The 18,020-nt window shown below is 61.9% G+C and carries 17 protein-coding genes; 9 read left to right on the top strand and 8 right to left on the bottom strand.

Translation table 11 applies throughout. From position 1 onward, the window contains the following. Positions 1-99: 99 nt before the first annotated feature. The 7 genes from ACEXP3_RS04870 to ACEXP3_RS04840 all read right to left on the bottom strand — a co-directional run bounded on the left by ACEXP3_RS04870 (position 100) and on the right by ACEXP3_RS04840 (position 7,092). Positions 100-969, bottom strand: a complete 870-nt coding sequence (locus ACEXP3_RS04870; protein ID WP_377296260.1) for a protein phosphatase 2C domain-containing protein — start codon at positions 967-969, stop codon at positions 100-102. A 7-nt stretch (positions 970-976) separates the two neighbouring features. Next, positions 977-2,020, bottom strand: coding sequence for a zinc-dependent alcohol dehydrogenase family protein (locus ACEXP3_RS04865; protein WP_377296259.1), 1,044 nt, complete (start codon positions 2,018-2,020; stop codon positions 977-979). A gap of 103 nt (positions 2,021-2,123) precedes the next feature. After that, a complete protein-coding gene (locus ACEXP3_RS04860; RefSeq protein ID WP_377296258.1) occupies positions 2,124-3,185 on the bottom strand; it encodes an ABC transporter ATP-binding protein in 1,062 nt (353 codons plus the stop codon). Positions 3,186-3,197: 12 nt separating this feature from the next. Beyond that, positions 3,198-3,980 carry an ABC transporter permease gene (locus tag ACEXP3_RS04855; RefSeq protein ID WP_210104544.1) on the bottom strand — a complete coding sequence of 261 codons (783 nt, stop codon included), beginning with the start codon at positions 3,978-3,980 and terminating at the stop codon, positions 3,198-3,200. After that, entirely contained in the window at positions 3,977-4,867 is an 891-nt protein-coding gene (locus tag ACEXP3_RS04850) for an ABC transporter permease (protein ID WP_377296257.1), read from the bottom strand. The genes ACEXP3_RS04855 and ACEXP3_RS04850 overlap by 4 nt, the downstream gene beginning before the upstream one ends. A 95-nt stretch (positions 4,868-4,962) precedes the next feature. Further along, the gene (locus ACEXP3_RS04845) at positions 4,963-6,066 is read right to left on the bottom strand and encodes an ABC transporter substrate-binding protein (protein WP_377296256.1); all 1,104 of its coding nucleotides are present in this window, start codon (positions 6,064-6,066) and stop codon (positions 4,963-4,965) included. A gap of 135 nt (positions 6,067-6,201) precedes the next feature. After that, on the bottom strand, positions 6,202-7,092 hold the full coding sequence (locus tag ACEXP3_RS04840) for a MurR/RpiR family transcriptional regulator (RefSeq protein WP_377296255.1): 891 nt from the start codon (positions 7,090-7,092) through the stop codon (positions 6,202-6,204). 169 nt (positions 7,093-7,261) lie between these two features. Here ACEXP3_RS04840 and ACEXP3_RS04835 point away from each other — a divergent pair, with 169 nt between their 5' ends. From ACEXP3_RS04835 to ACEXP3_RS04810, 6 genes are all read left to right on the top strand, one after another. Then, on the top strand, positions 7,262-8,041 hold the full coding sequence (locus ACEXP3_RS04835) for an N-formylglutamate amidohydrolase (RefSeq protein ID WP_377296254.1): 780 nt from the start codon (positions 7,262-7,264) through the stop codon (positions 8,039-8,041). Between the two features lie 102 nt (positions 8,042-8,143). Continuing rightward, entirely contained in the window at positions 8,144-9,718 is a 1,575-nt protein-coding gene (locus tag ACEXP3_RS04830; protein WP_377296253.1) for an amino acid permease, read from the top strand. Between the two features lie 73 nt (positions 9,719-9,791). Beyond that, positions 9,792-11,162 (top strand): glutamine synthetase family protein, encoded by a 1,371-nt coding sequence (locus tag ACEXP3_RS04825; RefSeq protein ID WP_377296252.1) that lies wholly within the window; start codon positions 9,792-9,794, stop codon positions 11,160-11,162. A gap of 45 nt (positions 11,163-11,207) precedes the next feature. Then, positions 11,208-12,587 (top strand): aldehyde dehydrogenase family protein, encoded by a 1,380-nt coding sequence (locus ACEXP3_RS04820; RefSeq protein ID WP_377296251.1) that lies wholly within the window; start codon positions 11,208-11,210, stop codon positions 12,585-12,587. Between the two features lie 5 nt (positions 12,588-12,592). Beyond that, positions 12,593-13,738: an iron-containing alcohol dehydrogenase gene (locus tag ACEXP3_RS04815; RefSeq protein WP_377296250.1), complete on the top strand. Its 1,146-nt coding sequence runs from the start codon at positions 12,593-12,595 to the stop codon at positions 13,736-13,738. A gap of 229 nt (positions 13,739-13,967) precedes the next feature. Next, entirely contained in the window at positions 13,968-14,684 is a 717-nt protein-coding gene (locus ACEXP3_RS04810) for an AAA family ATPase (RefSeq protein WP_210104553.1), read from the top strand. Positions 14,685-14,771: 87 nt separating this feature from the next. Here ACEXP3_RS04810 and ACEXP3_RS04805 read toward each other — a convergent pair whose 3' ends face one another. After that, positions 14,772-16,172, bottom strand: coding sequence for a L,D-transpeptidase family protein (locus ACEXP3_RS04805; RefSeq protein ID WP_377296249.1), 1,401 nt, complete (start codon positions 16,170-16,172; stop codon positions 14,772-14,774). 185 nt (positions 16,173-16,357) lie between these two features. On the opposite strand from ACEXP3_RS04805, the gene ACEXP3_RS04800 reads away from it, so the two are divergent. From ACEXP3_RS04800 to ACEXP3_RS04790, 3 genes are all read left to right on the top strand, one after another. After that, the gene (locus ACEXP3_RS04800) at positions 16,358-17,197 is read left to right on the top strand and encodes a DUF4432 family protein (RefSeq protein WP_377296248.1); all 840 of its coding nucleotides are present in this window, start codon (positions 16,358-16,360) and stop codon (positions 17,195-17,197) included. A gap of 75 nt (positions 17,198-17,272) precedes the next feature. Beyond that, a complete protein-coding gene (locus ACEXP3_RS04795) occupies positions 17,273-17,611 on the top strand; it encodes a protein tyrosine phosphatase family protein (protein ID WP_377296247.1) in 339 nt (112 codons plus the stop codon). A 60-nt stretch (positions 17,612-17,671) separates the two neighbouring features. Then, positions 17,672-18,013 carry a RidA family protein gene (locus tag ACEXP3_RS04790; protein WP_210104556.1) on the top strand — a complete coding sequence of 114 codons (342 nt, stop codon included), beginning with the start codon at positions 17,672-17,674 and terminating at the stop codon, positions 18,011-18,013. Positions 18,014-18,020: the final 7 nt, after the last annotated feature.

Raw genomic sequence — 18,020 nt, 5'->3', positions numbered from 1 at the left:
ACCGTAAGTGCCGGCGCATCCAAGGTGATCTCCTGCATGAGGTGCTTGCCAGTGTGATTCCGTCTTCAGGCCGAAGTGCTTGAAAGAAAGGGACTTACCTTACCCCTCCACCCGAACCAGGACTGCCGTCGTATCATCACACTGCTTGAAGCGCGGATATTTCAGGCCGTCCGGGTCCACCTCGCGTTCCAGATGCCGAAGCTCGGTGACGAGGGGCTGAAGGCCGGCGGTGACGGCGCGGCGCACGAGCGTACCGGCGTCGCAGGTCTGGTAGAGGCTGACGAGATCGGCAAGTCCGTCCGAGCAGATGACGGCGGTCGCTCCACCGGTGATCGGGATAGGTTGGCGCGCCAGGTGCTCGGCCGCTTCCGGGACGAGGCCGAGCGACCAGACCCAGCCGTCCGGCGTGTTCTGGCGCTCGCGATTCCTCCGCAGTTCTTCGAGCGTCTCTGGGTCGCCAAGGGCCGCCCCGCTTGCGCCGATGCCACCGACACGCTCCACATGGCGGCGCGCGGCGGCCTGTTCGCGGGCAAAGGCATCGGGCAGCGCGGTGAAGGTGTCCGTGCGGCCATCGTCATGCAGGAGGTAGACGACACTGTCGCCAAGCCCGAAGAACTCAAGGCCGTCTTCCGTGACGCGAAGCCCGGCAAGTGCTGCCAGCGGCCAGGCATAGCGGGGCTGCTCGCCGGCGGTCGCATCGAAGATCGTGCGCGCATCGGCGCTGATGCGTGCCAGGAGGTCCGGCAAGGCCACTTCGGGTGTCAGTTCCACGGTCATCCGCCGGGCGGCATAATCGGCGATCCAGGCGGCATCGCTGCCATAGTCGCTCATGAACTGACGGTCGCCGAGCCCGGTTGCGCCATCCACCACGAAGGCGGCAGTGCGATTGGAGCCGAGCCGGTCCTCATTGGCTCGGCCGGGCTTGCCGGCATCCGTCAGGCTGGCGATGACGTCAAGGCGAAAGGTCATGGGTGTTTTACTCAAAACGATCGATGATGCTGATGCCGCTTTCGCGGAAACTGTCCATGGCAGGAAGCGCCTCGGCGGCATCGGTGAGGCTTATATGGCGCCCGATCAGCTTTTCCGGCGAGAGCTGGCCCGCCTCGATCATGGCGAGCATGGCATCGTAGCGCCAGGCCTGCATGCCGTGGCTGCCGTAGATTTCCAGCTCATGCGCAATCACCCGCCCCATGGGGATTTGTGGCATGGAATGGTCCGCCAGCATCAGGCCCACCTGCACGTGGCGACCGCGCCGGCGAAGGTTGGAGATGGAGTTGCAGCAGGTCTGCGGATGGCCGAGCGCATCGACGGACACATGCGCACCGCCGCTGGTCGCATCCCGAACGGCTTCTGCCACATCTGTCACGCTGCGGCTGTTGATGGTGACCTCGGCGCCAAGCTCGCGCGCCAGGGCCAGCTTGTCTTCGGCAATGTCGATTGCCACCACGCGTGCGCCAAGCCCGCGGCCGATCATGATGGCCGAGAGGCCGACGCCGCCGCAGCCATGGACGGCCAGCCACTCGCCGCCCTTCAGGCGGCCCTGATCCACCACGGCGCGAAACGAAGTTGCAAAGCGGCAGCCAAGGCTTGCGGCCGTCGCATAGGACATGGCGTCCGGCAAGCGGACGAGGTTCTGCTCGGCATGGTCGATCGCGACATATTCGGCAAACGAACCCCAATGGGTAAAGCCGGGCTGGAACTGCGTTTCGCACACCTGTTGATTGCCGGAGCGGCATTCATGGCAGTGGCCGCAGCCGGACACGAAGGGCACGGTGACGCGGTCGCCCACCTTGAAGCGGGTGACGTCCCGTCCGGTCGCGGCAATCGTGCCGGCAAATTCATGGCCCGGCACATGCGGCAGCGTGATGTCCGTGTCATGGCCCATCCAGCCATGCCAGTCGCTGCGGCAAAGCCCGGTCGCCTTCACGGCAATCACCACGCCATCATGCGACGCAGTCGGATCGGGCAGCGTGGCAACCTTGGGCGTTTCGCCAAAGCGTTCGAAATAAAGTGCGCGCATTCTGCCATCTCTTGTCTAGAATCGGGCTATCCGTAGCCCGATTTGCCCGCCGGTGAAAAGCCGCAAAGATGAGATGCGATGCGCCGCGCTTGCGCAACAACAGTCAGTCGCCGAGCACCATCAGGCCATCGGGCTGCAGCGAAAGGGACACTGTTTCGCCGGCCTTCGGGATCTGGGCGGAGGCCTGGTTGAACATGTCGAAGGAGATGATATTGCCGCCGGCATCGACCTTGGTGCGCACCACCGAACCGAGGAAGTTCGACGACAGCACCGTTCCGGTCACGGCCGCGGGCCCGGTCGAAGGGCCGGCAATGGTGGCCGCTTCCGGGCGGAAGGCGATGGAGATCGACTGGCCATCGCTCTTGCCGGTGATCGGCTGCGGCAGGCTCACCACCTCCTCGCCGATCTTGACGGTTCCCGTGGCGGCATTGACGAGGATTGCCTCGATGACGTTCAGCGTGCCGACGAAGTTGGCGACGAAGCGCGTGGTCGGGCGGTTGTAGATCTCGCCCGGCGTGCCGATCTGGTCGGCCTTGCCGGCATTCATCACGACGATCCGATCGGAGATGGACAGGGCCTCTTCCTGGTCGTGCGTCACGAAGACAGTGGTAATGCCGAGCTGGCGCTGGATCTGCCGGATTTCCTCGCGCAGCGACACGCGGATCTTGGCATCGAGCGCCGAGAGCGGCTCGTCGAGCAGAAGCACCTGCGGCTTTGGCGCAAGCGCGCGTGCCAGCGCCACGCGCTGCTGCTGGCCGCCGGACATCTGGTAAGGGTAGCGGTCGGACAGATGCTCGAGGTGAATGAGCTTCAGCATCTCCTTCACGCGGGCTTCTATCTCGCTCTTCGGCTTGCCGGCCACCTTCAGGCCGAAGGCAACGTTGTCGAAGACGCTCATATTGGGAAACAGCGCATAGGCCTGGAACACCATGCCGATATTGCGCTGGTTGGGCCGCAGATTCGTCTGGTCCTTGCCGGCAATCTCGATCGTGCCGCCGGTCGGGATCTCGAAGCCGGCAATCATGCGCAGCACCGTGGTCTTGCCGCAGCCGGACGGGCCGAGGAAGGACACGAACTCGCCCTTTTCGATCGTCATGTTGAAATCATGCACGACCTTCACGGAGCCGAAGGATTTTTGCAGATGGGTGAGGGTCAGGAAACTCATGGATAAAAATCCTCAAACCGGGCGCTGCGCGGATTTCTGGAAGCGCGAGACAAGCTGGATCAGGCCCAGGCAGCCCCAGGTGATGGCAAAGGCAATGACGGCAAGGGCCGCCGGCTCATAGGCACGGTTGGCGCCAAGCACCTGCATGTAGGGCCCAAACGCCGGGCGGTTGAGCAGGGCGGCCATGGTGAACTCGCCGATCACGATGGCGAAAGTCAAAAAGGCGCCGGAGAGGACCGCGACCAGAACGTTGGGCAGGATGATGCGCGTGATGATGGTGAACCAGCCGGCGCCGAGGCTCTGGGCCGCTTCGGTGAGCGTCGTGACATCGATGGTGCGAAGGCCGGTGTCGACGGCGCGGTACATGTAGGGAAGGGCAAGCATCGTATAGCCGGCGACCAGCAGCACGTCGGTGCCAAGTGCTGTGCCGGTCAGCGGCAGCCAGCTCGAGGTGTTGTAGAGCCGGATATAGCCGAACACCACGACGATGGCCGGAATGACCAGCGGCAAAAGCGTAACGAATTCGATGTATGGCCGCAGGAAGGGCAGTTTCAGCCGCACCCAGTAGGCGGTCGGCACCACCAGAAACACGCCGACGAGAATGGTCAACAGCGCAAGCGTCACGGAATAGGAAAATGTTTCCTGGAAACGTGTGTCGCCAAGCACCTTGGCATAGGCGTCGAAGGAATAGACGCCGCGGCGCATTTTCAGCGAGAAATTGGTCATGCCGATGAGCGGCAGGATGAAATAGAGGAGGCCGATGATCAGCGCTCCCCAGGCCCAGAAACGCTTCATCTCATCCACCTTTCGCTGCGGGCGCGCAGCCAGATGTAAACCGTGTTGGCAATGCCGGTGACGACGATCATGCCGAAGGCGAGCGCATAGCCGAGATGGGGATCGCCGAGCACATCGCCGCGGATCTGCGCAAAAAGCAGAATCGGCACGATGCTGAGCGAAGATCCGGTGAGCGCAATGGCGGTAGCGACGGCCCCGAAGGCATTGGCAAACAGGAGCGCAAACGTGCCGAGGATGGAGGGTGTGAGGATCGGCAGTGCCACCATGCGCCAGTACTGCGCGTTCGTTGCGCCGAGAATGGAGGCGGCCTCGCGCCATTCCTTTTTGAGCCCGTCCAGCGCCGGCGTGATGATGAGGATCATCAGCGGAATCTGGAAGAACAGATAGGTGAGCGTCAGCCCCCAGAAGGAGAGGAGGTTGAAGCCGAGCATGCGCAGGTTGATGCCAAGCTCGCTCTGCAGGAAGACGGTGATGAAGCCGACGGGCCCAAGCGTTGCCAGAAAGGCAAAGGCAAGCGGCACACCGGCGAAGTTGGAGGCGACGCCGGAAAAGGTCATCAGCGGCCCGCGGATAGCGCGCGGCAGTCCGCCGAGGACAACGGCTGCTGCCGTGCCAAAGCCGATCAGGCAGCCGAAAAACGCCGATGCCAGGCTGATGCGGATCGATATGCCGTAGGCGGCAAGGATCGATGGGGTGAACAGATTGCCGATATTGGAAAAGGTGAAGCTTCCGTCCGGCCGCTGGAACGCGCCGATGACAATCTTCATCGTCGGCATGATGAGGAAAAGCAGCACGAAGATCGCGAACGGCAGGATGCCGAGCCAGTGAAACGGCAGGCGCATGCGCCTCGCCGGGGAGGGCCCGGTCGGTGGGTTCGGTGACGTCATTCCCCTCGGTTCCGTTTTGGTTTCAGGCAACGGTTCTTGTTTTAAGAGTGCAACGCCGCCCCGGCGATTGCAACCGGGGCGGCGGATTTCAGGTCTTACTTGACGTTGGCGCCGACGACGCTGTCCCAGGCGCCGGTGACGGCAGCCTTGTTGGCATCGACTTCCTCGAGCGTCGGGAAGTAGGCCTTTTCATAGGCAGCAGCCGGCGGCAGCTTGTCGAGCAGATCCTTCGGGATCTTGTTTGCCTTGGCCATCGCGTTGAAGCGGATCGGGTGGCAGTAGCCCTTCAGCCAGCCGAGCTGACCGGCATCCGAATACAGGTGCTCCATCCAGAGCTTTGCAGCGTTCGGATGCGGAGCGTAGGCCGAAATGCCCTGGACGTAGACGCCGGCGAGAACGCCGGAGGCCGGAACGACGACGTCAACCGGCGGGTTGCCGGCAAGCGTGTCCTTGGCGGCAAGGGCGTTGTAATCCCACATCACGACGATCGGGGTTGCACCCTGTGCGAGCGTGCCCGACTTGCCGATGACGGGCACGAAATTGCCGGCCTTGTTCAGCTCGCCGAAATACTTGAGGCCGGCTTCGCCGGCTTCCTTGCCAGCCTTGGCGCCGCTTGAAAGGCCTGCTGCGAGAACGCCGAGAATGGCCTGGTTGGAGGCGCGCGGATCGCCGGCGAGAGCAACCTGGCCGGCATATTCCGGCTTCTTCAGGTCGGACCAGTCCTTCGGCGTGGTCTTGACCAGATCCTTGTTCACCAGCAGCGACATGACGCCGTAATAGTCGCCGTACCAGTAGCCTTCGGCATCCTTGACGTTGTCGGGGATCTCGCTCCAGGTGGAAACCTTGTAGGGCTGAAGGAGGCCTTCCTTCTTCATCTGCGGACCAAACGCGAGGCCGACGTCGACGACGTCAGGCGCCTGCGGGCCCTTGTTGTCCTTGTTGGCCTTGATGGCTTCCACTTCGTCGGCCGAACCGGCATCCGGGTTCAGTTCGTTCACGGTGATTTCCGGATACTTCTTCTTGAAGTCGGCAATCACGTCGCCGTAGCCGCACCAGTCGTGGGGAAGGGCGACGGTGGTCAGCATGCCTTCCTTCTTGGCAGCGGCGATGAGTTCGGCGCTCGGCTCGGCAAAGGCAAAGCTCGTCGATGCGACGACGATGGCCGTCGTCATGGACAGAAGACGTTGGGTCTTGGACATCACGTTTTTCTCCTCAAGGTTATGGTTGGTGGCGCGACAAGTAGAGGCAGTTGATGAATGGCATGTGACAGTATCACTTTCTGTCCCGCAAGCGTCGGTTCTGATGCGACGCGCGAATTTTCTCCTTTTTTCCAGTCATTTGTCCCGGTCCTTCGGCTCGGGGCGGCGAAACAGGCGGCTGCGTTCAAACAGCGCCTCCAGCGAATTCATGCGCTCGCGGGTACGCTCCCAGGTAGCGCTCTGCACCGCCTCGATGAGCGCTTCCACGGTAAACAGGGTGACGACGGAGGAATCCCAGGCCGATGGCGCCTCGATGGCCACCTTGAACACATGGCGGGCGTGGCGCGCGACAGGCGAGGCCCAGACATCGGTGAAGAGAATGATGATCACGCCGCTTGCGGCCGCCGCCTCGGCAAGCGTTGCCAGTTCCTGCTCGTAGCGGCGGATGTCGAAGATCACCAGCACGTCGCCGGCCGACATGTTCAGGAGATATTGCGGCCACGAACTGCGATTGGTCGAGATCAGCGTCGTCTTCGGCCGGATCACCTGCATATGGGTGAAGAAGTAATCGGCAAGCGCGCCGGTGATGCGTCCACCGACGAAATAGATGCTGCGCTTGTCGTCGCGCAACAGATCGGCGGCCCCGTCGAAGCTTGCCACATCGATGGTGGAAAGCGTCGCGCGCAGGTTTTCGGTCAGCGCATCGGCAAAGCGGTTGAGAATATGGGCGGTTGGAGCCCCGGCCGTCCAGCGGTCATGCTTGGCAATCGGGCTCGAAATCGTCGCCTCGAGATCCTGGTGCAGATGCGCCTGGAACTCCGGATAGCCCTTGTAGCCGAGCTTCTGCACCATTCGGGCAACCGTCGGCGTCGAGACGCCCGCATTGTCGGCCGTCGCGGTGATGCTGCCGAGCCCCGACATCGGATAGTTGTCGATCAGGCTTTCCGCCAGCTTTTTCTCGGCCGGCGTCAGCCCGTCATAATGCAGGCGTATCACGTCCAGCACGGTCTGCGTTTGTGACGTCACGACCTGTTGTTCCCCTTCCCGGTCTTTGCCGGTTTTGCGCAAATAAACAATCGCGGGTGGAGTGAGTCAATCCATTCACTGAAAAGATTTTTTCAGGAAGTGGTTGACGATGGACTGGGTTTGAAGAATTCTCTTCTTGTTGAAGTCTGATACAGGCGCGGAAAACCTGATGATGTTTGCTCAGACCGATTTTCTGACCAGCGCGGATGAAAGCCCGGTTGCCGTCGAGCAGCCGGAGGCTCGCGGACCTGTGCTTCTGGTGTGCGAGCATGCATCGCGGCGTCTGCCGGCGCGGGTTGGAACGCTCGGTCTTTCGCAGGATGCGCTGTCCTCCCACATCGCCTGGGATCCGGGTGCGCTTGCCGTGTCGCGGCTGCTGGCCGCCGATCTCGATGCCTGCCTGATCTTCCAGCGCTTTTCGCGGCTGGTTTTCGACTGCAACCGGCCGCCGGGCGCTCCGGGCGCCATTCGGGATGTGAGCGAAGTGTTCCGCATTCCCGGCAACGAGAACCTCTCGGAGGCGGAGAAGGCAGCCCGCGCAGAGGCGCTTTACTATCCGTTCCAGGGTCGAATCGCCGAGGAAATCGTCCATCGGCGTGGCCGCGGGCAGGAGACCGTGCTGGTTACCATCCATTCGTTCACGCCGGTCTATTACGGCAAGCCGCGGGCCGTCGAAATCGGCATCCTGCATGACGAAGACAGCCGGCTTGCCGACCGCATGCTGCAGGCGGCCGATGGCAATGGACGCTTCCGGGTGGAGCGCAACGAACCTTACGGCCCCGCCGATGGCGTGACGCACACGCTTGCGCTTCACGCTTTGCCGGCCGGGCTTTTGAACGTGATGATAGAGGTGAGAAACGATTTGATCGATACGGAAGCCGGGCAAAGGGTCGTGGCCGGTTTTCTCACGGAGTTGCTGGCGAAAAGCCTTCGCGACATCCAACGATAAGATCCAGGGGAGCAGTTGGTGGCATGCCCGCGACCGTTGGGTCACGGGGGTTGAAACTGGGCGGCCGCAATGAAGCGGTCGACCTGATGAGAGGGGAATCTCATGTCCGCTTACACCGAAAATGATAAAAAGCAGGATGTTCAAATCCTGCATTCCATGGGTTACGCGCAGGAACTGGAGCGGCGTATGAGCTCCTTTTCCAACTTCGCCATTTCATTTTCCATTATCTGCATTCTGTCCGGTGGCATCAATTCGCTGGGCCAGGCGACCGCCGGCGCCGGCGGCGCTTCGATCGGCATCGGCTGGCCGCTCGGCTGCCTGATTTCCGGCATTTTCGCGCTTGGCCTTGCCCAGATCAGCTCGGCCTATCCGACGGCCGGCGGGCTCTATCACTGGGGCTCGATCCTCGGCAACCGCTTCACCGGCTGGCTGTCGGCCTGGCTGAACCTGCTCGGTCTCGTCACGGTGCTCGGCGCCATCAATGTCGGCACCTTCTATTTCTTCTTCGGCGCCTTTGGGACGACCTTCGGCATCGAGGACACGCTGGTGCACCGCGTGCTGTTCGTTGCCGTGATCACCGGTCTGCAGGCCGCCATCAACCATTTCGGCATCGGGCTCACGGCAAAGCTCACCGACTTCTCCGGCTACCTGATCTTCCTGACGGCGCTTGCGCTGACGGTCGCGTGCCTCGCCTATGCGCCGAGCTGGGAATTTTCGCGCCTGTTCACCTTTGCCAACTATACCGGCCAGCCGACGGTTGCGGCCGATGGCACGCTGACGGGATCCGCCGTCTGGCCGAATGTCGTGTCCGGTGCCATGGCCTTCCTGCTCGGCCTGCTTTTGCCGATCTACACGATCACCGGCTACGACGCGTCCGCCCACACGTCGGAAGAAACCGTCAAGGCCGCCGAATCGGTGCCGCGCGGCATGGTGTCCTCGGTGATCTGGTCCTCGGTCTTCGGATACGTCATGCTGTGCGCCTTCGTTCTGATGCTGCCCAATATGGAAGACGCGGCAAAACAGGGCTGGAACGTGTTCTTCTGGGCCATGGATACCCAGGTGAATGCCACGGTGAAGATCGTGCTCTACCTCCTGATCTTCATCTCGCAGTTCCTGTGCGGCATGGCGACGGTCACTTCGCTGTCGCGCATGATCTTTGCCTTCTCGCGTGACAAGGGCCTGCCGGCCTCCTCCAAGCTTGCCAAGGTCAGCCCGCAATATCGTACGCCGGTTGCCGCGATCTGGACCGGATCGGTGCTGTCGGTTCTGTTCGTCTGGTTCACCTCGGCCATCACCATTGCCGGAACGCCCGCTTATTCCATCGTCGTGTCCTGCACGGTGATCTTCCTGTTCCTGTCCTTCATGATGCCGATTGCGCTGGGCCTTGGCGCCATCGGAACGGCGAAATGGCCGGCCATGGGGCCGTGGAACATGGGCGTTGCCACCTACAAGCTGGTCGCCGTTCTTGCCATCGTCGCGATGATCGTGATCTTCTTCATCGGCGTACAGCCGCCGAACGACTGGGCGCTGGAAATCACCGTCGGCTTCCTGGTGCTGACGGCGGTGGTCTGGTTCGCCTTCGAAAAGCGCCGCTTCCAGGGCCCGCCGATCGGCGACGCCATTGCAAAGCGCAAGGCAGAGATTGCCGCAGCCGAAGCGGCTGTCGGCGAGGCGTGATCGCCGCTTCGTCTTCAACCTTCATCCGCCGCCGCACCCGTGCGGCGGCTCCCTTTTCGAAACGGATACGTCCATGACCTCACCTTACACGTTCGACGACCTGAAGATCGATGTTGCCGCCGGACGGATCGATACTGTCATTGCAGCCCAGATCGACATGCAGGGACGCCTGATGGGCAAGCGCTTTCAGGCCGAGTATTTCGTCGACAGCGCCTGGAAGGAAACCCATAGCTGCAATTACCTGCAGGCGACCGACCTGGAGATGGAAACCATCTCCGGCTACAAGGCGACCAGCTGGGAGCAGGGCTACGGCGATTACATCATGAAGCCGGATCTTGCCACGCTGCGCAAGCTGCCATGGCTGGAAGGCACGGCGCTCGTGCTCTGCGACGTGCTGGATCATCACACCCATGAGGAAGTGCCCCATTCGCCGCGCGCCATCCTCAAGAAGCAGATGCGGGCGCTCGAGGAACTGGGCTTTGCCGCCTTCATGGCCACCGAGCTGGAATTCTTCCTGTTCGACCAGACGTTTGATCATGCCCGCGAGACGGGCTACCGCAACCTGCGTCTCTCCAGCGCCTATAACGAAGACTATCACATCTTCCAGACCACCAAGGAGGAAGAGGTGATGCGGGCGATCCGCACCGGGCTTCAGGGGGCAGGGGTGCCGGTGGAAAACACCAAGGGCGAGGCCTCGCCCGGCCAGGCGGAAGTCAATGTGCGGTATGCCGAGGCGCTCACCATGGCCGACCGTCACGTCATCATCAAGAATGCCTGCAAGGAAATTGCCTGGGCCAAGGGCAAGGCCGTCACCTTCCTTGCCAAGTGGAACGACAAGGCCGCCGGCTCGTCCTCGCATATCCACCAGTCGCTGTGGAGCACGGATGGCAAGGTGCCGCTGTTCTTTGACAAGGACGCCGAACACGGCATTTCCGAGACCATGCGGCACTACATTGCAGGCCTTCTCGCCTATGCCGAGGAGTACACCTATTTTCTGGCACCCTACATCAACTCCTACAAGCGTTTCGTCGCCGGCACCTTTGCGCCGACCAAGATCGTCTGGAGCATGGACAACCGCACGGCCGGTTTTCGCCTGTGTGGTGATGGAACCAAGGGCATCCGCATCGAATGCCGCATCGGTGGCTCCGATCTCAATCCGTATCTTGCCATGGCCGCATTGCTGGCCGCCGGCATCGAGGGCATCAAGAACAAGATGGAACTGGAGCCGGCCTATGTCGGTGATGCCTATGGCGGCAAGGATGTGCGCGAAATTCCCCGCACGCTGCGTGACGCGACGGAAAAGCTGCGCGCCTCGGCCATGCTGCGGCAGGCTTTTGGCCAAGACGTCATCGACCATTATGTGCGCGCTGCCGAATGGGAACAGGAAGAATATGACCGCCGCGTGACGGATTGGGAGGTGGCGAGAGGGTTCGAGAGGGCGTAAAACGTCTCTCGGCTCGCCAGCTGATTTGGATAACAGGAAACAACCATGTCGATGATTCAATGTATCTCGCCGATCGATGGCTCGGTTTATGCCGAGCGGCCGGCGATGGCGCTTGAGCCTGCCGCAGATGCTGTGGCGCGCGCAAAAAAGGCGCAGAAGTCCTGGGCCAAACGCCCGCTGGATGAGCGCGTGCAGCTTGTGATGAAGGGTGTCGCCCGCCTGAACGAGATGGTGGACGAGGTGGTGCCGGAACTTGCCCATATGATGGGCCGGCCGGTGCGCTATGGCGGTGAGTTCCGCGGCTTCAACGAACGCTCCAACTATGTCGCCTCCGTTGCCGCCGATGCGCTAGCGCCGATCCTCGTCGAGGACAGTTCTGCCTTCACCCGCCGCATCGAGCGCGAGCCGCATGGCGTGGTGCTGGTCATCGCGCCCTGGAACTATCCTTACATGACAGCGATTAACACGGTGGCGCCGGCGCTGATGGCGGGCAATACCGTGATCATCAAACATGCCGCCCAGACGCTGCTGGTGGGCGAGCGCATGGTGCGCGCCTTTGTCGAAGCCGGCGTGCCTGATGATGTCTTCCAGAACCTCTTCCTCGACCACGCAACAACCGAAAAGCTGATCGCTGCCGGCTCGTTCAACTTCATCAACTTCACCGGCTCGGTGGCGGGCGGCCGGGCCGTGGAGCGCGCCGCTGCCGGCACCTTCACTGGCATGGGCCTTGAGCTGGGCGGCAAGGATCCGGGCTATGTGATGGAGGACGCCGATCTCGACGCTGCCGTGGACACGCTGATGGATGGCGCAACGTTCAATTCAGGGCAGTGCTGCTGCGGCATCGAGCGTATCTATGTGCATGAAAGCCTCTACGACGCCTTTGTCGAAAAGTCCGTCGCCTGGGTATCGAACTACAAGCTCGGCAATCCGCTTGACGCGGACACCACGCTTGGACCGATGGCGAACGTGCGTTTTGCAAAAACCGTACGCGAGCAGGTGGCCGATGCCGTCTCCAGGGGCGCAAAGGCGCTGGTCGACCCAAAGCTCTTCCCGCAGGATGATGGCGGTGCCTATCTGATGCCGCAGGTTCTGGTGGATGTCGATCATTCCATGGAATTCATGCGCGAGGAGACCTTTGGTCCGGCCGTCGGTATCATGAAGGTGAAGAGCGATGAAGAAGCGCTGTCCCTGATGAACGATTGCCAGTATGGCCTCACCGTTTCGCTCTGGACGAAAGACGAAGAACGCGCCTCGCGCCTTGGCGCCGATCTCGAAACCGGCACCGTGTTCATGAACCGCTGCGATTATCTCGATCCGGCCCTCGTCTGGACCGGCGTCAAGCAGACCGGACGTGGCGGCTCGCTCTCCGTTCTCGGCTTCCACAACCTCACGCGGCCGAAATCCTATCACCTGAAGAAAGCCTGACCTCCATGAACATTACCGCCAACTGGAGCTATCCCACCGCCATCAAGCTTGGCCGCGGGCGCATCAAGGAACTCGGCGATGCCTGTAAATCGCTCGGCATGAAGAAGCCGCTGCTGGTGACCGACCGCGGGCTTGCCGGCATGGCGATCACGCGAGGGGCGCTGGATGCGATGGAAGAGGCGGGCCTTGGCCGCGCCCTTTTTGCCGATGTCGATCCGAACCCGAACGAGATCAACCTAGAAGCCGGCATCAAGGCCTATCGCGAGGGCGGCCATGATGGCGTCGTCGCCTTCGGCGGTGGCTCCGGGCTCGATCTCGGCAAATGCATCGCATTCATGGTCGGCCAGACGCGGCCTGTCTGGGATTTCGAGGATATCGGCGACTGGTGGACGCGGGCGAACAGCGACGGCATCGCGCCGATCGTTGCAGTGCCGACGACGGCCGGCACCGGTTCGGAAGTGGGCCGCGCCTCGGTCATCACCAATTCCAAGACCCATGTGAAGAAGATCATCTTCCATCCGAAATTTTTGCCCGGCGTCGTCATCTGCGATCCGGAACTCACCATGGGCATGCCGAAGGCCATCACCGCCGGCACCGGCATGGATGCGTTTGCCCATTGCCTGGAAGCCTATTGCTCGCCTTTCTTCCACCCGATGAGCCACGGCATTGCGCTGGAAGGCATGCGTCTGGTGAAGGAATTTCTGCCGCGCGCCTATCATGAGGCAAACGACATCGAGGCCCGCACCAACATGATGGCGGCTGCCGCCATGGGCGCCGTTGCCTTCCAGAAGGGGCTCGGCGCGATTCACGCCCTGTCGCACCCGATCGGTGCCGTCTATAACACCCATCACGGCATGACGAACGCCGTGGTGATGCCGGCCGTCCTGCGTTTCAACCGCAAGGCCATCGAAGACAAGATCGAGCGCGCCGCTGCCTATCTCGGCATTTCCGGCGGCTTTGACGGCTTCTACGGTTATGTCATGGCGCTGCGCAGCGAACTCAACGTACCGGAAAATCTCACCGCCATGGGCATCAAGCCCGACCGGATCGATGAGCTTTCGGCCATGGCCATCGAAGATCCGTCCTGCGGCGGCAATCCGGTGAAGATGACGCTGGAAAATACCAGGAAACTCTTTGCCGACTGCTTCTGAGAGCAGGCCGCACGGTCTTACGCGTCGAAAAATCCGGGCCATCCGCCCGGATTTTTCATGAGGTTCTGTCAGCAACACACCGCAACCTCAGTTCTGCCGGGTCATATTGATGGCCTTAAAATTTACCGATCATTAACCCTGTTTTTGCAAAGGTTACCGTCATAGGCACCATGTCATGAGGCGGTGCCGCTTCTGAGCGATGCGGCTCGATGACCATCGAGGACAAACTATGCCTGTGATTTCATTTGCAAATGCCAAAGGTGGTGCCGGCAAGACGACGGCGGCGCTTCTTCTTGCCACGGAACTGGCGCATCAGGGGCATCGCGTGACGCTGGTCGATGCCGACCCGCAGCGCTGGATCAGCCAGTGGCATGAAATGTCCGGCGCGGTGCGCAACATCACCATCATCACGGAAGTCACGGTTGCGTCGCTGCAATGTCACCTGCGCGAAATGTCGTCGGCGACGGATTACTTCATCATCGATCTTGCCGGGGCGCGCGATGCGCTGGTGACGACCGCCGTCGGGCTATCCGACCATGTCCTGATCCCCGTCCAGGGCTCTGCCATGGACGCCAAGGGGGCCGCCCAGATCCTCGATCTTCTGGCGCTGATGAAGGAAAAGGCGGGGCTTGCCATTGCCCATTCGGTAGTGCTCACCCGTGTCACGCCGGTCGTTACAACCCGGGCGCTGGTAGCCATCAAGGGGCTGCTGGCCCAGCGCGGCGTCAACGTGCTGAACACGCCGATCGGCGAGCGCACCGCCTTTCGCGAACTGTTCGAAGTGGGCGGCACCTTGCACACGCTGGATGCGGCAAAGGTGTCGAACCTCGACAAGGCGCGTGAAAACGCCCGCCTGCTGGCCGAAGAGGTCAAGCGCCTGATGCCGACGCGCGTGGTGCGCACCGGTCTTCCCCGCATTATCGGTTTTGGTCGCCACGCGGCGTAACCCGCCTTCGCCTTTTATGGCTATAACGACAAAGGGCGCCCCGCGAAGGCGCCCTTTCTGATTTCGGCTGTGTGGCCGCCGCCAGCCTCAGTCGACGAATTCGACCACCGTGCCGGGCTTCACCATCTTGGCAAGTTCCGTCGCATCCCAGTTGGTGAGGCGGATACAGCCATGGCTGTTGGTCTTTCCGATCTTGGAGGGCTCCGGCGTGCCATGAATGCCATAGGTCGGCTTCGACAGGGCAATCCAGACGGTGCCGACGGGGCCGTTGGGGCCAGGTGGGATCTGCAGGATCTGGTCGTTGTCGCCCTGCTTGAAATTGATCTTTGGGTTATACGTATAGCCCGGATTGAGCGCGATGCGCTGCACGGTATGGGTGCCGGTGGGCGAGGGGGTGTCCGACGAGCCGATGGTGGCAGGGTAGGCGGCAATCAGCTTGCCATCGGCGCCGTAGGCGAACACCTGCTTCTTCGCCTTGTTGGCCACCACGCGCACGACATCTCCCGTCTTCGGTTGGCCAGGATTGACAACCTTGATCGTCGATCCGGGGATGGAGAAGTCGACGCCGGGATTGAGCGCCTTCAGGTAGCCTTCGTCCATGTGAAAGCGTTCCGCCAGCGCCTCGCTGGTGGAGGTGTAGGACATGGCCGGCAGCTGCGCCTTGTGGGCATAGTCATCCGGTATGGAGGCGACATAGGGGCCGGCCGCATCGGCCGGCGTGATCGTGTAATTGACGATCGGCAGTCCGCCCGAATAGGAGAGGCGCTGCATGATGTCTTCGGAATTGTTCGGGTCGAGCGTCTCGCCGGTCATTTCCTGCCAGGCGGCAATCGCCTTGTTGACGTTGTCGCCGAGATGGCCGTCGATGACGCCGGGCGAAATGCCCTCGCGATCGAGAAACACCTGCAGCGCCGTCACTTCCGCCTGCGGCTTGTTGGTGATCGCCATCACCGGCTTTTCGGCGCGCGGCACGATGCTCGGCTGCGGCATCGGCTGTGTTTCGAGCGAGGCCTCTTCCTGTCCGTCGTCGAGGATCGCGCCATCGGCATCGAGCGGCAGGCGCACGATGGAGCTGTCGCGCGGGATCGAGCCCGTGACGGCACCCGGCTCACCCTGACGATACTGGCGATAGTCGCGGTAACCGCCATTGTCCTGCCGCGAATAGGTGGGCTGGGGCGGGTAAGCCGAACCATAGCCGCGCTGCGGTCTGGAAGGGTAGCCGCCATCGACCGAGTTGCGGTAGGTATCCCGGCGCATTTCCGTTGCCACCACATTGCCGAAATGGTCGATCAATACCTGTCGCCCCATGCGGTCGCGGCTGATCACCACCTCGCCGGCTTCGGGTATGTAATCGAGGATTTCCCCGGTCGGCGCCACGAGGACGGTGTCCGAGCGGGAACCGTAGGCGCCCTGGGCCGCTGCGGGCGAAAGTGCCGCGACCGAGAGGAGGAAAGCCAGACTGAGGCTGAACACTGAAGTGGACTTCACAATATCACCGATTCGAGATTACGACGTATAACGGCGGCACGCGCTGACACGTTCCCCGATTGCCGGGTCTTCCTCAGACAGGTCAAATTTGACGCCAGTAAGGAAGAATTGGCCATTGTGGTGAACGAATACTTAATTTTGAGAGTTTGTCACGCTTTGTTGAGGCGTCGCTGATGGAGGATGGAATGAAGGCATTTGTGGCGGGGCGGGGCCCAAAGCTGTTTCTGGACGAAACCAGCGTCCTGGATATCGGCAGTTGCAACGTCAACGGCATCGATGTGGCGCCTGGACGGGCCATTCCGGATGATGGCGATCCGCGCATCGACCATTCGCTGGAGGGGTTTCTGTTTACCTGCGGGCCGGACCACATCCGCCATCCGCAAGCGATCGAAGGTGATGCCAGCGGCCGTAAGTATCCCCTTCACGGATCCTATTCAGGCAATCCTGCCGAGATCCTGTTCTGGGATGCGCAGGGCGAGACTGCCGAATGCAAGGCGCGCGTGACCGTCAAGACGGCAGACGGCGGCATCGCGCTTCTGGAGCGGCATGTGCGCATGGATGGCGAAAGCGGGGAAACCTGCCTCATCGACCGTGTCAGCAATGTCGGCACCACGCCATTCGCCAGGGTTCATATGTATCACATGAATATCGGCGCCTGGCTGTTTGACGGCGACGTGCGCCTTTCCGGCCAGATGCTGGAGGGTGGCGGCTTCCCCTGGAATTTTGGCGAGGAGCCGGGCGGCGTCTTTTGCGTGCCGGCTGCCATTGCCGGCGAGGAATGGGCGCAGGTGATGCTGGGCCCGATCGCGGCACTGGGAGGCGTGACGCTGAAGGTGCGCTTCAGGACCGATACGCTTCCCCATCTGCAGGTCTGGCGCAACCAGCGGGCGCCGGCGCATGTGCTGGGTATCGAGCCGGTGTCGCACCGCTGGGTGAGCCGCGAGGACCTTGCGGCCTCTGGCGAGTTGCAGATGCTGAAACCCGGCGAAAGCGTCGACTACGCCCTTCGCTTCAGCTTTTCCTGAACGCCCGTGTTTTCATTGACGCCCTTTGTCAGGCGTCGTAATTGAAACCCTCTTTGAACACTGGAGGCCGACATCATGGACATTCGCCAGATCAACGACGAATATTCCGTCACCGGGCAGATCACGCCCGCCGATCTCGACGACATCAAGGCCCTGGGCTTCAAGTCCATCGTCTGCAATCGCCCCGACGACGAGGAGCCCGGCCAGCCGAGCTTCGACGAAGTGGCAGCGCGGGCCCGCGAACTGGGCCTTGAGATTTCGCATGTGCCGGTGGGCCGCATGGGCGTCGATGCCGAAGCGGTCCAGGGCATGGTGGATGCGCTGGACGAGTTCCCGCGCCCCATGCTGGGCTATTGCCGTTCGGGCGCCCGTTCCACGGCCATCTACGAGAAAAGCCTGCACATTCGCGGCTGATCGTCCTTCCCCGAAACCGTCATCGGTTTCCATCCCGCTCATTTTCATGAGGAGCATTCCATGAGCATCAAGCGTATCGAACCCGGCAAGCGCATGAGCGGCGCCGTCGTTCACGGCAACACCGTTTACCTCGCCGGGCAGGTTGGCGAAGGCACGTCCGTGACCGAACAGTCGAAGTCGGCCCTTGCCGAAGTCGATCGCCTGCTGGCGCTCGCCGGCACGGACAAGTCCAAGATCCTGCAGACGATCATCTATCTTTCGGACATGGCCAACTTTGCCGAAATGAACGCCGTCTGGGAAGCCTGGATCGACCCGGCAAACCCGCCGGCACGTGCGACCAGCGGTGCGCCGCTCGCAACGCCCGACTACAAGGTCGAGTTCATCGTCACGGCTGCTCTCTGAGGTTTTT

It is taken from the genome of Neorhizobium fuzhouense (assembly GCF_042611105.1).
Taxonomy (GTDB): Bacteria; Pseudomonadota; Alphaproteobacteria; order Rhizobiales; family Rhizobiaceae; genus Neorhizobium; species Neorhizobium galegae_A.
The sequence above is the reverse complement of the archived record's forward strand: the minus strand, read 5'-3'. Positions and strand labels throughout refer to the sequence as shown.

Coding starts and splice junctions, on each gene's coding strand:
- ACEXP3_RS04870 (WP_377296260.1), bottom strand. CDS start 969: ATGACCTTTCGCCTTGACGTCATCGCCAGCCTGACGGATGCCGGCAAG.
- ACEXP3_RS04865 (WP_377296259.1), bottom strand. CDS start 2,020: ATGCGCGCACTTTATTTCGAACGCTTTGGCGAAACGCCCAAGGTTGCC.
- ACEXP3_RS04860 (WP_377296258.1), bottom strand. CDS start 3,185: ATGAGTTTCCTGACCCTCACCCATCTGCAAAAATCCTTCGGCTCCGTG.
- ACEXP3_RS04855 (WP_210104544.1), bottom strand. CDS start 3,980: ATGAAGCGTTTCTGGGCCTGGGGAGCGCTGATCATCGGCCTCCTCTAT.
- ACEXP3_RS04850 (WP_377296257.1), bottom strand. CDS start 4,867: ATGACGTCACCGAACCCACCGACCGGGCCCTCCCCGGCGAGGCGCATG.
- ACEXP3_RS04845 (WP_377296256.1), bottom strand. CDS start 6,066: ATGTCCAAGACCCAACGTCTTCTGTCCATGACGACGGCCATCGTCGTC.
- ACEXP3_RS04835 (WP_377296254.1), top strand. CDS start 7,262: ATGATGTTTGCTCAGACCGATTTTCTGACCAGCGCGGATGAAAGCCCG.
- ACEXP3_RS04830 (WP_377296253.1), top strand. CDS start 8,144: ATGTCCGCTTACACCGAAAATGATAAAAAGCAGGATGTTCAAATCCTG.
- ACEXP3_RS04825 (WP_377296252.1), top strand. CDS start 9,792: ATGACCTCACCTTACACGTTCGACGACCTGAAGATCGATGTTGCCGCC.
- ACEXP3_RS04820 (WP_377296251.1), top strand. CDS start 11,208: ATGTCGATGATTCAATGTATCTCGCCGATCGATGGCTCGGTTTATGCC.
- ACEXP3_RS04815 (WP_377296250.1), top strand. CDS start 12,593: ATGAACATTACCGCCAACTGGAGCTATCCCACCGCCATCAAGCTTGGC.
- ACEXP3_RS04810 (WP_210104553.1), top strand. CDS start 13,968: ATGCCTGTGATTTCATTTGCAAATGCCAAAGGTGGTGCCGGCAAGACG.
- ACEXP3_RS04800 (WP_377296248.1), top strand. CDS start 16,358: ATGAAGGCATTTGTGGCGGGGCGGGGCCCAAAGCTGTTTCTGGACGAA.
- ACEXP3_RS04795 (WP_377296247.1), top strand. CDS start 17,273: ATGGACATTCGCCAGATCAACGACGAATATTCCGTCACCGGGCAGATC.
- ACEXP3_RS04790 (WP_210104556.1), top strand. CDS start 17,672: ATGAGCATCAAGCGTATCGAACCCGGCAAGCGCATGAGCGGCGCCGTC.